14 protein-coding genes are annotated in these 12814 nt (G+C 47.9%); 12 read left to right on the plus strand and 2 right to left on the minus strand.

What is annotated here, in order from left to right; all coding sequences use genetic code 11:
* Positions 1–204 precede the first annotated feature (204 nt).
* Genes Q4A73_RS02300 through aat form a run of 12 tightly spaced genes read left to right on the plus strand, consistent with a single transcriptional unit; the run spans position 205 to position 11184 of the window.
* A complete protein-coding gene (locus Q4A73_RS02300) occupies positions 205–1092 on the plus strand; it encodes an aspartate carbamoyltransferase catalytic subunit (RefSeq protein ID WP_303205869.1) in 888 nt (295 codons plus the stop codon).
* A 1-nt stretch (position 1093) separates the two neighbouring features.
* Positions 1094–2824, plus strand: coding sequence for a M3 family oligoendopeptidase (locus tag Q4A73_RS02305; RefSeq protein WP_303205822.1), 1731 nt, complete (start codon positions 1094–1096; stop codon positions 2822–2824).
* Positions 2818–3249, plus strand: coding sequence for a hypothetical protein (locus Q4A73_RS02310; protein ID WP_303205823.1), 432 nt, complete (start codon positions 2818–2820; stop codon positions 3247–3249). The genes Q4A73_RS02305 and Q4A73_RS02310 overlap by 7 nt, the downstream gene beginning before the upstream one ends.
* Positions 3246–5288 carry a UvrD-helicase domain-containing protein gene (locus Q4A73_RS02315; RefSeq protein ID WP_303205824.1) on the plus strand — a complete coding sequence of 681 codons (2043 nt, stop codon included), beginning with the start codon at positions 3246–3248 and terminating at the stop codon, positions 5286–5288. Before Q4A73_RS02310 ends, Q4A73_RS02315 begins: the two co-directional genes overlap by 4 nt.
* Positions 5281–6099, plus strand: coding sequence for a tRNA pseudouridine(55) synthase TruB (gene truB, locus Q4A73_RS02320; RefSeq protein ID WP_303205825.1), 819 nt, complete (start codon positions 5281–5283; stop codon positions 6097–6099). The genes Q4A73_RS02315 and truB overlap by 8 nt, the downstream gene beginning before the upstream one ends.
* On the plus strand, positions 6093–6320 hold the full coding sequence (locus Q4A73_RS02325) for a carbon storage regulator (protein ID WP_303205826.1): 228 nt from the start codon (positions 6093–6095) through the stop codon (positions 6318–6320). Before truB ends, Q4A73_RS02325 begins: the two co-directional genes overlap by 7 nt.
* Positions 6317–7090 (plus strand): 4-(cytidine 5'-diphospho)-2-C-methyl-D-erythritol kinase, encoded by a 774-nt coding sequence (locus tag Q4A73_RS02330; protein WP_303205827.1) that lies wholly within the window; start codon positions 6317–6319, stop codon positions 7088–7090. Before Q4A73_RS02325 ends, Q4A73_RS02330 begins: the two co-directional genes overlap by 4 nt.
* Entirely contained in the window at positions 7087–7542 is a 456-nt protein-coding gene (smpB, locus tag Q4A73_RS02335) for an SsrA-binding protein SmpB (protein WP_303205828.1), read from the plus strand. Before Q4A73_RS02330 ends, smpB begins: the two co-directional genes overlap by 4 nt.
* A gap of 2 nt (positions 7543–7544) precedes the next feature.
* Positions 7545–8156 (plus strand): redoxin domain-containing protein, encoded by a 612-nt coding sequence (locus tag Q4A73_RS02340; protein WP_303205829.1) that lies wholly within the window; start codon positions 7545–7547, stop codon positions 8154–8156.
* On the plus strand, positions 8143–8433 hold the full coding sequence (locus tag Q4A73_RS02345; RefSeq protein ID WP_303205830.1) for an ATP-dependent Clp protease adaptor ClpS: 291 nt from the start codon (positions 8143–8145) through the stop codon (positions 8431–8433). Before Q4A73_RS02340 ends, Q4A73_RS02345 begins: the two co-directional genes overlap by 14 nt.
* The gene (locus Q4A73_RS02350) at positions 8430–10541 is read left to right on the plus strand and encodes an AAA family ATPase (RefSeq protein WP_303205831.1); all 2112 of its coding nucleotides are present in this window, start codon (positions 8430–8432) and stop codon (positions 10539–10541) included. The genes Q4A73_RS02345 and Q4A73_RS02350 overlap by 4 nt, the downstream gene beginning before the upstream one ends.
* On the plus strand, positions 10516–11184 hold the full coding sequence (aat, locus tag Q4A73_RS02355; RefSeq protein WP_303205870.1) for a leucyl/phenylalanyl-tRNA--protein transferase: 669 nt from the start codon (positions 10516–10518) through the stop codon (positions 11182–11184). The genes Q4A73_RS02350 and aat overlap by 26 nt, the downstream gene beginning before the upstream one ends.
* Here the strand turns inward: aat and mog are convergent.
* Positions 11174–11701, minus strand: a complete 528-nt coding sequence (gene mog / locus Q4A73_RS02360; RefSeq protein WP_303205832.1) for a molybdopterin adenylyltransferase — start codon at positions 11699–11701, stop codon at positions 11174–11176. The two genes, aat and mog, sit on opposite strands and share 11 nt — an antisense overlap.
* A 20-nt stretch (positions 11702–11721) precedes the next feature.
* The gene (corA, locus tag Q4A73_RS02365) at positions 11722–12696 is read right to left on the minus strand and encodes a magnesium/cobalt transporter CorA (RefSeq protein WP_303205833.1); all 975 of its coding nucleotides are present in this window, start codon (positions 12694–12696) and stop codon (positions 11722–11724) included.
* Positions 12697–12814: the final 118 nt, after the last annotated feature.

Raw genomic sequence — 12814 nt, forward strand, 5'->3', positions numbered from 1 at the left:
GGGATGACCTGCGCTTACGACTTCTGAAGTGAATAGATACATAAAAGTCCTTTCGTAAAAATTTAAAAGAGCCGCATTGTATGGGATTTTCATAAATGCATGGTTTATGGATTTAAAAAACTTGGTTACAATGCGCGCGATTTTATTATTAAGGACTTTGATGCGAATTTTTGCTTGGATGATGGGCTCGGTTTGGAGCGGATTTTGACACGCCATCTCATCACAACGAAAGATCTTAGCCGTGCTGAAATTCTCGCCCTCTTCAAGGACGCGCGTGAATTTTTGGACGCCAAGGCACGGAGCACACTCGAGGGCAAGAGCATCACGACGATATTTTTTGAAAATTCCACTCGCACGCTTTCTAGCTTTGAAAGCGCTGCCAACAGACTCGGCGCTAGAATTTTGCGGCTGGATGTTTCCCGCTCAAGCTCAAGCAAGGGCGAGACGCTCTACGACACGGCAGCGAATTTGGCCGCGATGAACCCCCACGCCATCATCATCAGGCATAGTCTTTCGGGTGTACCTTATCTTTTGTCGCGTCATTTGCGCTGCCCGGTGCTGAATGCGGGCGATGGCAAGCACGCCCATCCTAGCCAAGCCTTGCTCGATTTATTCACTATTTTCGAGCATTTTGGGGGGGAAATTTGTGGCAAAAAAATCCTCATCGTCGGCGACATTAAAAATTCCCGCGTGGCCGCGTCCAACATCGAGCTTTTGGGGCGTTTTGGGCTTGACATCACCCTCGTAGCGCCTCCGCATTTTATGCCAACTTGCGCGCTTAAAAAGTCCCACTGCCTAAGCCCTGAGCTTGTGGATGAAAGCGACATTATCATGAGTCTTAGGACCCAAATAGAGCGGCATCAAAGAGCTATTTATGGCTCTTTGAAAGACTATGCGAACGACTTTTGCATCCATGAAAATTTGATCAAAAACAACCCAAAGCTCATCCTCCTCCATCCCGGGCCCGTGCATCGCAACATCGATCTGAGCGATGCGGTGATGAATGATACACGCTGTCTTGTTTTGCGTCAGGTGGAAAACGGGGTCGCGGTGAGGATGGCGCTTTTGAAAAAACTGATTGTAGGAGAATGAAATGCTAGAATGGGACCTAAGTGCCTTGTTTAGAGACGAGGCGGAGCTTGAAAAACTGACGCAAGAAAGCACGCAGGTGGCCTTAAATTTCAGGCGTGAGTATGAGGGGAGGCTTGCAGAGCTGGCGCGGGAGGAATTTTTAGCCGCGCTTAAGGCCTATGAGGGGCTGCATTTGGACTTGGCGCAAATTTTAAGCTACGCCTCCCTGTGCTTTGCCCGCGATACGAGCATGGGAGGGTTTTATGCAAAATACGAGGAAAAATGCAAAAAAATAGAAGAGAATTTACTCTTTTTTGAGCTGGAATTTTGCGCGCTTAGCACGGAAAAATCGACGGAATTGAGTCATTTTTGCGAGGATTATCGCTTTTATTTGCAAAGGCTTTTAGAGCGTAAAAAATACCAGCTCACCCAGAAAGAAGAGCGCGTTTTGCTCCACCTCTCCAGCACGGGAGGTGCGGCTTTTTCAAGGCTTTTTGATGAGAGCCTAAGCGCCATGAAAATCCCCTTTGAAGGCAAGAAGCTCGGCGAGGAGGAGATCCTCAGCAAGCTTTACCATCCTGAGCGCAGGGTTCGCAAAAAGGCGGCGAAAAATTTTGGCAAGGCCCTGAGGAAGAGGGCCGGGCTTTTGAGCTTTATTTTGAACATGATCAAGAGCGAGAAAAAAAGCATCGCCCTTTTGCGTGGCTATGAAAATGCTGAAATTTCAAGGCATCTTAGCAATCAAATCTCCCAAAATAGCGTCGATGCCCTCATCGAAAGCACGCGGGCGAATTTTTGCATCGTGGAGGATTTTTACAAAATCAAAAAGCAAATTCTAGGCTTTGAGACGCTCAGGGACTATGACCGATACGCCCCGCTGGGAAGGGAGGCGCGCTTTAGCTTCGAGGAGAGCAAGGGGATAATTTTGGAGGCTTTTGGGGACTTTTGCCCTGAATTTGAAAGCATCGCCAAGGAGGCCTTTGAGGGGGGCTGGATCGATGTGTATCCTAGGGACAAAAAGCAGGGCGGGGCCTTCTCGCACGCGGCCAGTCCTAGGGCGCATCCTTACATTTTGCTCAATCACACCGATCAGAGGCGCGATCTCTTCACCCTAGCGCACGAGCTAGGCCACGCCATCCATCAAAAGCTCTCTTATAGCGTGAGCTTTCTCAATCAAGACACCCCCCTCACCACGGCGGAGACGGCTTCGGTTTTTGCGGAGATGCTTGTTTTTGACCACATCAAAAAGAGGCTCAAGGGCGAGGAGCTTTTGGCACTTTATGCGGCGAAGCTAGAAGACATTTTTGCCACGCTTTTTCGACAAATCAGCTTCACTTGCTTTGAAAGGCGGATCCATGCCAAAGAGGATGAGCTCAGCTATGAGGAGCTTTGTAAAATTTGGATGGAGGAGAGTGCGGCGATGTTTGGCGAAAGTCTCAAGCTCAGCAAAAACTACGCCTCATGGTGGAGCTACATCCCCCACTTCGTGCATAGTCCCTTTTACTGCTATGCCTATGGCTATGCGCAGCTTTTGGTTTTAGCGCTTTATGGGCTTTATAGGGGGGGAGAGTGCGGGAATTTTAAGGCGCTTTACCTCAAAATGCTCTCTCTTGGCGGCAGCCTCAGCCCGAAGGAGCTTGTGGGGAGCTTTGGTTTTGACATTGAGGATGTGAATTTTTGGCACATAGGCATGGGGGAAATCAAAAAACTCCTCGAAGAATTTAGACTCAAAGCGGGAGGGAAGGCGTGCTAGGAAATTTACTGAAAAATCCCGATTTTATAGGGCTTATGAGTGAAAATTGCCGCGCGGTGCTGGAATTTTTAAAGGCGCAGGATTTGGAATTTGCCATCGTGGCCAACACGGCTTTTACGAGCTTTGATCCACCGCTGCCTGATGAGCTTTGCCTGAAAGAGCCTTACGCGCTTTTTGTCTTTGCAGGCTATACCCTGAGCTCTTTGGAGCTGGGCAGGGAGGAGATATGCTTTCATGCGGGCTTTGGGCCGGATGATTTTGCGAGCTATGTGCGGGTGGATTTGGGCGCGGTGGTGCAAATTCAGGTGGAAAACAGCGCCATTTTTTTGAATTTTTCCCACTATCAGGGCAGGGAGGAGAAAAACAGGGTGCAAAATTCCAAGAATCTCTTCCTCAAAAACAATCAAAATTTGTTCAAAAAATGAGCATCTTTGACACCCTCAATGAAAGCCAAGCCCGTGCGGCAAGGCATATCGACGGGGCGATGCTGATTTTGGCGGGTGCTGGCAGCGGCAAGACCAAGACCATAACCTCCCGCCTTGCTTATCTGATCGACGAGGTGGGCATCCCCGCGCAAGATACCCTCACGCTTACCTTCACCAACAAGGCCGCCGCGATGATGCGACAAAGGGCCCTAGGCCTCATCAAAAGGCAGCCCCAGTCCCCTCCCCTACTCTGCACTTTTCATAAATTTGGGCTTTTGTTTTTGAGGCTGCACATCGAAAGGCTTGGCAGGAGGAATGATTTTACAATCATTGACAATGACGATAGCAAAAAAATTCTCAAAGACTTGATGGAAAATAGGGACCTTTCTCCCTCCGTGCTGCTTGGGCACATTGGGCATTTTAAAAATCAAATTCTAAGCCCCAGCGAGGTGCTTGAAAACATCAAAGCGCAAAACGCGGCCGAGGATATGGAGTCGTGGGAAAAAATCGCCCTTTACTATCAAAATTATCAAAACTATCTTTTGAAATATAATTTTGTTGATTTTGATGATTTGCTTTTTTTGGCTTATAAAATTTTAGACGAGGATGATGATTTTGCGATGGAGCAAAGTAAAATTTACCGCTACATTACGGTCGATGAGTATCAGGATACGAATCGCTTGCAACTTTGTCTGCTTAAAAAACTTTGCTGTGCGCATGAGAACATCTGTGTCGTGGGCGATGATGATCAGAGCATTTATGGCTGGAGGGGGGCGGAGATTGAAAACATCCTCAATTTTCAAAAAGAATTTCACAATGTCAAGCTGGTGAAGCTCGAGCAAAACTACCGCTCGGTGGGGAGCATTTTGCAGGCGGCAAACAATCTCATCGCGCACAATAAAAAGCGTCTGGGCAAAAGCCTCATTTGCACGCAAGAAGAGGGCGAGGCCATTGAATTTATAGAAAATGAAAACGACAGCGATGAGGGGGAGATGATAGTCGATCGGGTCAAAACCCTCCTGCAAAGCGGGGTGCGCGCGGACGAGATAGCCATACTTTACCGCATCAATGCCTTCGGTCTTGCCCTTGAGAAAAAATTCGTCAAGGAGGCCATCCCCTATAAGATCGTGAGCGGGCTGCGTTTTTATGAGCGGGCTGAGATCAAGGATGCCTTGGCGTATTTGCGTTTTTTAAAGGACACGGATGATGATTTTTCCTTTGCGCGCATCATCAATCGCCCCAAAAGGGGGCTGGGGCAGGCGGGGCTAAAGAAGATCGAAAACCACGCCAAAGAGGGGAAAATTTCAATGTTTGAGGCGCTTTGCAATCTGGAGGGCAGTGGGGCCTTTTCTCGCAAGGTGCAGGATGCTGTTGAAAATTTCATCGAGCAAGTTAAAAGGCTCAGGGAAATTTCAAACCTCAAAGATCTGCTGCAGACGCTTAAAAATAGCTTTGATTTTAAGAATTTTTACGAGATCGACGGGGAGGATCGCTGGGAAAATTTGGAGGAATTTTACGCGATGCTGAAAGATGAGCTTGAGAGGGAGCAATATGCGAGCTTGGATGAAATTTTAAACGAGCTTAGCCTTTCAAGCGAGCAAGATGGCATGGATGGGGACTGCGTTTATTTGATGAGCGTGCATGCGAGCAAGGGACTTGAGTTTGATCATGTTTTTGTGGCTGGGCTTGAGGAGGGCTTTTTTCCTTTGCGTAACGAAACGAGCGACATCGAGGAGGAAAGGCGCCTCGCTTATGTGGCCTTCACGCGGGCGAAAAAAAAGCTTTGGCTCAGTTTTTCAAGAGAAAGGCTTTTTAGGGGCGTTAGGGAGCGGGACCTTCAAAAAAGCAGGTTTTTGACCGAAGCAAAGATCACCGCACCCAGCCCCGCAAGCGCCCCCTTTCAAAAAGGAGACCTCATAAGGCACGAGGCTCTAGGCATAGGCAGGGTAACGAGCGTGAGCGGGGACAGGCTTGGAATCAATTTCGGCGGGATCGAGCGCGTGATTTTAAGCTCCTTTGTGAAGAGGGCCTGTGAATAAAATTTTCGTCGCCTACAAGAGGGCGGGGCCTAGTTCTAACGCCTTTTTGAGCGAGCTTAAGAAAAAATACAGGGTGAAAAAAGCAGGCTACTCTGGCACGCTGGATCCCTTCGCTAGGGGCGTTTTGATCGTGGCCCTTGGTCAATACACCAAGCTTTTGCGCTTTTTGGATAAGAGCCCTAAAATTTATCGCGCGACCCTGTGGCTGGGGGCTAGCTCTCTTAGTTTGGATAATAAAAACATCCAAAGCGTTGAAAAAATCTCCCCCCTTGCGCTTGAAATTTTAGAAAAAACCAAGAGGGCATTGCTGGGAGAGCTTGAATTCACCCCGCCAAGCTTTAGCGCCAAGCGCGTGGCTGGCAGGAGGGCCTACGCGTGGGCAAAAAGGGGCCAAACCCCCCCGCTAAAACCTTGCAAGATGCGAATTTTCTCCGCGCAAATTTTGCATTATGCCCACCCCTTTTTACACCTTGAGCTTTCGATGAGCGAGGGGGGCTATGTGCGCTCTTATTGTGAGCTTTTTGCTAAGAGGCTTGGCATCAGCGCCACTTTGAGCTCTTTGGAGAGGGTGGCGGAGGGAAAATTTGTTTATAATGGGGAAAAAAATCTAAATGTGCTAGAATGCTTGAATCTCAAAACCAACACGCTCAAAGATTACAGTAAGCTTAAAAACGGCACGAAGATAAGCCTTGATGAGCTTGGTTTGCAAGATGAGGGGGCCTATGTCGTGGAGTGTGGGGAATTTTTTTCCATCATTGAGGTCAAAAATCAAAGAGTTGAGTATGTTTTAAATAAGGTTGCAAAATGTTAATTTTATCCCGCAAAGAAGGACAATCCTTACAAATTGGCGATCATATTGAAATCAAGATCGTCGGCACCAGCAAGGGCTACGCAAAGGTGGGCATTGAGGCGCCAAAATCCTTGCTCATTTTGAGAAAAGAACTCATCACGCAAATCAAGGACGAAAATTTGCACTCCATCGTGCAAGGCGATGTGAAAATAGAAGCCTTGAGTGAAAAATTAAAGTCATGAAAGCCAGGTCCAAGCTTAATATCTTCCTCAAGATCACGGGCCTTGACGCTCGGGGGTATCACCTTTTAAATTCCCGTTTTATCCTGCTTGATGAGCCTTATGATGAGCTTTATTTCAGCGATGAAAAGCAAAAAGCGGGCTTTGAAATCTTAAGCGATTTTAACTGCGAGGACAATATCATCCAAAAAGCCTACGATTTGCTTTGTTTGAAGGGCTTTAAAAATGAGCTTGAGGAATTTTTCAGGCAAAAAAGCCTCGTTTTGATCAAAAACATCCCCCTTGGCGCCGGGCTTGGCGGCAGTAGCACGGACGGGGCAGCTTTTCTAAGACTCATCAACGAAGAGTTGAATTTAAAGCTGGATGCAAACACCCTCATCCAGTGGGGCAAAACTCTGGGTAGCGATGTGGCCTTTTTTTTGAGCGGATACGCTAGCGCCAATGTCTCAGGCTGCGGCGAGGTGGTGGAGGGGTTTGATGACGCCCTGCCCTGCCTTGAGCTTTTTAGCCCCGAGTTTTTTTGCAAGACGGGCGCGGTTTATGCGGAATTTGACGCGCAAATTTCACAAAGGGGCTTTGACTTTGAGACCAATGCAAAAGCAGCGACATTTTACGCCAAGCTTCGCTCAGAAGAGCTTTTAAATTTTAAAAATTCCGATCTCAACGACCTCTTCGCTCCTTGCGCGAGGCTTTATCCCAAGATGCAGGAATTCTTAGCGCGAGGCTTTTTCCTCAGTGGCAGCGGCAGCTCCGTGTTTAGGAGGGGCTCGTGAAAATCATCGCCCGTAACAAAAAGGCCCTTTTTGACTACGCCATCATCGAGCGCTTTGAGGCGGGCATCGTGCTTAGGGGCAGCGAGGTGGTGGCCTTGAGGGCGGGCAGGGCGAATTTGAAGGACTCCTTTGTGCGCATCATCAGGGGGGAGCTTTTTTTGCTCAATGCCCATATTTCGGCTCTTAGCACCACGCATTTTTTTTACAGGCACGAGGAGAGGGGCGCTAGGAAGCTTTTGATGCACAGGAGGCAGATTGATAAATTGCTCGGGAAAGTGAGCGTTGAGGGCTACACGCTCATAGGTCTTGAGCTTTATTTTAACGCCAAAAACAAGGTCAAGCTCACCCTCGCCCTAGCCAAAGGTAAAAATTTGCACGACAAAAGGGAGGCCCTGAAGAAAAAACAGGCCGATTTGGAGGCTAAGATGGCGATGAAATTTTACAAAGGATGAGGATGCTTGGGAGGATGAGAATTTTGGGCTTGATTTTGGGGCTTTTTTTCGCCGCTTGCGCGCAGGAGAGTGTGGAAAATGAGCTTGATTTTAGGGAATTCAGTCAGGACGAAAAAATCACCCTCCAAAGCGTCAATGGCGGGGAAAAAACCCTCATCCGCACTGAAAAGGGCTTCATCGTCGAGGGGGAGGAGGGTAAAATTTTGATGTTTGACTTTTTTGGCACTTTTTGCCAGCCCTGCAAGGATGAGGCCTTTGAGCTTACCAAACTTTGGCAGAATAATGCGCAAAATTTTACCATCATAGGGCTTGATCATTTTGAGGAGGTCAGCGATGAAGTGGTGGTGAAATTTGCTAAGGATCACAACGCCTTTTATTTTTTGAGCAATTCTAAGGAAAACGGGCGCATCATCGCGCAAATTTTAAGGGACATCGCCTACCCAAGCATGGAGCAGCTTCCTTTTAAGGTTGTTTTAAAAAATGGGACGTATCAAAATTTGAGCGATTTTTGGAACAAAAATCAAAGGGTCAAATTTTATCTGGGCAAGGTCCCGACCGCCCTCATACAGAAGGATTTAGACGCTATTATGGAGGTTGAAGATGCCCAAAAGTGAGCTTTTACAAAAGACGAACCTGCAAGAGCCTAGGATGTTTAAGGTTTTGCTTTTGAATGACGATGTTACGACTATGGATTTTGTCGTGGATGTTTTGATGCGTGTTTTTCACAAAAATTACGAGGAGGCCTATCGCGTCATGATTGAGGTGCATTGTCAGGGTAGCGGAGTGTGCGGAATTTACAGCCAAGAAATCGCCCTTTCCAAGCAAAAAAAGGTGCAAAACATGGCGAAAATGGCCAATTTCCCCCTACAAACGAGAGTGGAGCAAGAATGAAATATCAAGAAAAATTAAAGCCTTTTTTGGACAACGCGAGGCATCTTAGCAGCATCAACCACCACGAATTCATCACCTGCGAGCACTTGCTTTTTGCGCTTTTGAAATTGAGCGCGGATTTTAAGGACATCTTTGCAGAGTGCGGCGATGGGGATCTCGCCCTACTTGAGCAAGAGCTCAAGGACTATATCGGCAAAAAAAACGAGAAAATCAGCACGGACAACGACCCAGAATTTTCCTTTGTTTTGGATGAAATTCTTAAAAAAAATTCCACAACAGAGCTTAAAATCATTGATTTTTTGAGCGAGCTTTTAAAAGATGAGCGCTCTTTCAGTGCCTACTTGCTGAAAAAACACGCCATAAGCCTTGAGAAATTGGAATCTTTGCGCAACTTAGACTGCGTGCAAAATTTACAAAACTACGCCATAGATCTCACCGCCCAAGCCGCTGCGGGTAAGATCGACCCCCTCATCGGCAGGGGCTTTGAGCTCGATAGAATGATGCAAATTTTACTCCGACGCAAAAAAAATAATCCCATCCTCATCGGCGAGGCGGGCGTGGGGAAAACGGCCATCGTGGAGGGTTTGGCCCTAGCCATCACGCAAAAAAAGGTCCCGCAAAAGCTGCAAAACGCCAAAATTTACGCCCTTGAGCTCACCAATCTCCTCGCGGGCACGAGGTATCGCGGGGATTTTGAAAAGCGCATCAAGGACATTTTGGACGAGCTTGGCAGGATACCCAACGCCATTTTATTCATCGATGAAATCCACACCATAGTGGGCGCAGGAGCCGCAGGTGAGGGGCATGCGGACTTTTCCAACCTCCTCAAGCCAGCCCTCAGCAAGGGCTCACTCAAGTGCATCGGGGCGAGTACCTTCATCGAGTATAAAAACAGCTTTGAGAAGAACAAGGCCCTCGTGCGTCGCTTTGCGAAAATCAATGTCGATGAGCCTAGCAAGGATGAGTGTTTGCTCATCTTAAAGGGGCTAAAAAGCAAGTATGAGGCCTTTCACCGTATTAAATTCAGTGATGAAATTTTAAGGGCTAGCATCGAGCTGGGGAAGAAATTTTTTAGCGATAAATTCCTGCCAGACTGCGCGATCGATTTGATGGACGAGCTGGGTGCTATGCTCGCTTTAAATTCCAAAAAAACGGCCACGATGAGGGATTTGGAGCAGGTTTTGGCCAAAATGACCCACTCGCATAAGCTTTTTGAAGTCGATCAAAACAAGGCTCTGCTTCGCTTGAGTGAGAATTTGAAGGGGCAAATTTTTGGACAAGATGGAGCCATCGACACCGTTTGTGCCAAGCTCAAGCAAAACTACATCGGCTTTAAGAGCGAGAATTCCCCCCGCGGGGTCTTTCTTTTCACGGGCTCAAGCGGGGTCGGAAAAACGGAGCTTTGCAAGCAGATTGCGCATTTTTTGGGCATGAATTTAGAGCGCTTTGACATGAGTGAGTATGCCGAAAAGCATGCCATCAGCAAGCTCATAGGCTCTCCGGCTGGCTATGTGGGCTATGAGGACGGGGGGCTTTTGAGTAATGCCGTGCGGAAAAACCCCTTCTCCCTCGTGCTTTTTGATGAGATTGAAAAGGCCCACCCCGACCTTAGCCATACCTTTTTGCAAATTTTTGACAACGCGACCCTGACGGATAATAGCGGCTTGAGGGTGGATTTTAAAAACACCATCATCATCATGACCTCAAATTTAGGCCTTAGGGATAGCAACGAGCTGGGTTTTTTGAGTAAAAATGAAGAAAAAAGCCAGCGCGCGATTCGGGACTTTTTCGCGCCAGAATTCATCAACCGCATCGATAAAATCGTGCATTTTAACGACCTCTCAGACAAGATCCTCGCGCAAATCGTGCAAAAAGAGCTGCGTGAGCTTTCACAAAGGCTAAAAATCACCCTCAACGCCACGCAAAAGGCTAAAATTTACCTAGCAAAAAAGGCCTACCAAAAAGAATGGGGAGTGCGGTTTTTAAAGCGCGTCCTCAGTGATGAAATCGGCGAGAGCCTGAGCGATGCCCTGCTGGGGAAAAAATTTAAGAGCGAAGGTGTGAAAATTGACCTCGATAAAAATGGGCGTCTCAAAATTATATTCTGAGCTTTTGAGCGCGCCCAAAAATGAGCCCGTTTTTCTCAGCGAGAGGCTTGAGAGCGACTTCATCCTCAAGGCCTATCCCTTCGGGCTTTTCCCTTGGACGAGCAGCCCGGTAGCATGGTGGTGCCCTGATCCTCGCTGCGTGCTTTTCCCCGCTCAGGTGCATATCCAAAAAAATATGAAAAGGTCCCTAGAGCTTTATCAAGTCCGCTTGGATCATGATTTTATGAGACTCATGAGGCTTTGCCGCTCCCAGCGCAAGGTGAGCTGGATCGATGGGGAATTCCTTAGAGTTTATGGCGAGCTTTTTGAGAGGGGGTGGGCGCATAGCCTTGAGCTTTACGATGGGGATGAGCTTGTGGGCGGGATTTATGGCTTGATTATCGGCAAGGTTTTTTTTGGCGAGAGCATGGTGGGGCTGAAAAAAAATGCCTCAAAAGTAGCCCTCATCAAGCTTTGCGAGCTTTTGCGACCCCATGACTTTCTCATCGATTGTCAGGTCTATAACAAGCACTTGGAATTCATGGGCGCGAAAAACATCGCGCGGAAGGATTTTTTGGAGCTTTTGGGGCAAAAATGCTCCACAGAAAGCGGCTTTGAAAGTTTTAGAGGGCTTTGTGAGGATTTTAAAAAAGCTATTTTTTAGGCCGAAAAATTTGGATATTTTCCTCTCTGTTTTCAATGAAACCCCCGCCTATGAGGTCGATGCAGTAGGGTATGGCGGGGAAAATGGGCTCTAGGCACTCCCTTATGGCTTTGGGATTACCGGGTAAATTTACGATGAGGCTCCGGCGGTAAATCCCAGCGCTCTGCCTTGAGAGTATGGCCGTTGGGACGCTTTTGAGACTCACGCTTCGCATCAGCTCGCCAAAGCCGGGCAGCATCTTCTCACACACCGCCTCGGTCGCCTCAGGCGTCAGATCCCGCGGCGCAGGCCCCGTTCCGCCACTGGTTAAGATAAGCTCACAGCCCACCTCGCTCAAAAAAATGAGCTTTGCTTTGATCAGCTCCAGCTCATCAGCGATGAGCTCCTTGTGGTAGATGATGGGATTTTTGATGTAGCCATCAAGCACCGCTTGAAGCTCAGGCATCGCGCCATCCTCATAGATCCCGCTACTGGCCCTATCGCTCACAACCAAAAGCCCCACCTTGATGATGTCCATTTTTTCTCCTTAAATTTGGCTCAGAGCCATCCTTTTTTTTTGAAAAAAATCACGGGCAGGATGATGGAGATGATCATCACTGCGATGACGATGGGGTAGGCATAGCTGAGCTCAAGCTCGGGCATGAATTTAAAATTCATCCCATAAATCGTGCCGATGAGGGTCGGGGGCATCATCGCCACGGTCGCCACGGTGAAGAGCTTGATGGTTTTGTTTTGCTCGATGTTGATTTGACTGGTGAGGATGCTTTGGATGTTGTCCAAAATGCCAAGCTGGGAGACGCTAAATTCCACCAGGGAGTTTAGATCCTTCAAAACGATAGTCAAATTCTGCTTCACATCCCTGTCGACCTTGTCGCTTTTAAGCAGAGAGGTCATCGCCCGGCGCTTGTCAAAAAGCGAGTCGCGAACGCGCATATTGAGCTCCTGCAGATTAGAAATATTCTTCAGCATCCCGTCATAATTGGCCACAAATTTTTCCTCAAAAACACTACTGCGAAGCCGCCTCGCCTCCTTATCCACCCACTCCAAAAGATCCGCATCCTTCTCCACGCGCACCTCAAACATCTTATCGATAATGTCAAAGCCATCCTCAAAATTTTTAGGGCTGGCCAGAATGCGCGTCTGGATTTCTTTGAAGGTGTTGAATTCGCTATAACGCACGGTAAAAAGGACATTCTTAGCCGTGGCGAAGGTGATGATTTCCTTGTGCAGCTCTAGCTCCTTCTCACCCAGTTTAAAGCCCCCTATCAAAAAATGCGCGTTGATGGTGATGGTCGCGTTATCTTCCCAGTATTTCGCACTCTGCTCTATCTCCTCCCTCTCCTCCTGACTGGGAAATTCCAGCTTAAAGCGCGAAGAAATAAAGGCCATCTCGCCCTCCGTGGGGCTTAGCAAATCGATCCAGAGGATGTTTTGGGGCAGCTTGTCGTCTTGAAAATTCCACTCTATCCTCTGCACGAGGGCGTTTGGGGTTTTGATGTAAATGTAAAGCATCGTCTGTCCTTGCATCGGGGCGATTGAGGGGGGATTATAACCCTGCCTTGCTTAAATTTAGGCTTGTTTCTAAAATGTTTCTAAGTCCCATTAAAGTTTCCCAAATTTTTCAAAAGGA

It is taken from the genome of Campylobacter sp., from assembly GCF_030528245.1.
In the GTDB taxonomy this organism is placed as follows: Bacteria; Campylobacterota; Campylobacteria; order Campylobacterales; family Campylobacteraceae; genus Campylobacter_D.

What these genes read in the sequence shown, in the direction of transcription:
- Q4A73_RS02305 (WP_303205822.1), top strand. Translation starts at nt 1,094, where the DNA reads ATGCTAGAATGGGACCTAAGTGCCTTGTTTAGAGACGAGGCGGAGCTT.
- Q4A73_RS02315 (WP_303205824.1), top strand. Translation starts at nt 3,246, where the DNA reads ATGAGCATCTTTGACACCCTCAATGAAAGCCAAGCCCGTGCGGCAAGG.
- Q4A73_RS02325 (WP_303205826.1), top strand. Translation starts at nt 6,093, where the DNA reads ATGTTAATTTTATCCCGCAAAGAAGGACAATCCTTACAAATTGGCGAT.
- Q4A73_RS02330 (WP_303205827.1), top strand. Translation starts at nt 6,317, where the DNA reads ATGAAAGCCAGGTCCAAGCTTAATATCTTCCTCAAGATCACGGGCCTT.
- Q4A73_RS02340 (WP_303205829.1), top strand. Translation starts at nt 7,545, where the DNA reads ATGCTTGGGAGGATGAGAATTTTGGGCTTGATTTTGGGGCTTTTTTTC.
- Q4A73_RS02345 (WP_303205830.1), top strand. Translation starts at nt 8,143, where the DNA reads ATGCCCAAAAGTGAGCTTTTACAAAAGACGAACCTGCAAGAGCCTAGG.
- Q4A73_RS02350 (WP_303205831.1), top strand. Translation starts at nt 8,430, where the DNA reads ATGAAATATCAAGAAAAATTAAAGCCTTTTTTGGACAACGCGAGGCAT.
- aat (WP_303205870.1), top strand. Translation starts at nt 10,516, where the DNA reads ATGGGCGTCTCAAAATTATATTCTGAGCTTTTGAGCGCGCCCAAAAAT.
- mog (WP_303205832.1), bottom strand. Translation starts at nt 11,701, where the DNA reads ATGGACATCATCAAGGTGGGGCTTTTGGTTGTGAGCGATAGGGCCAGT.
- corA (WP_303205833.1), bottom strand. Translation starts at nt 12,696, where the DNA reads ATGCTTTACATTTACATCAAAACCCCAAACGCCCTCGTGCAGAGGATA.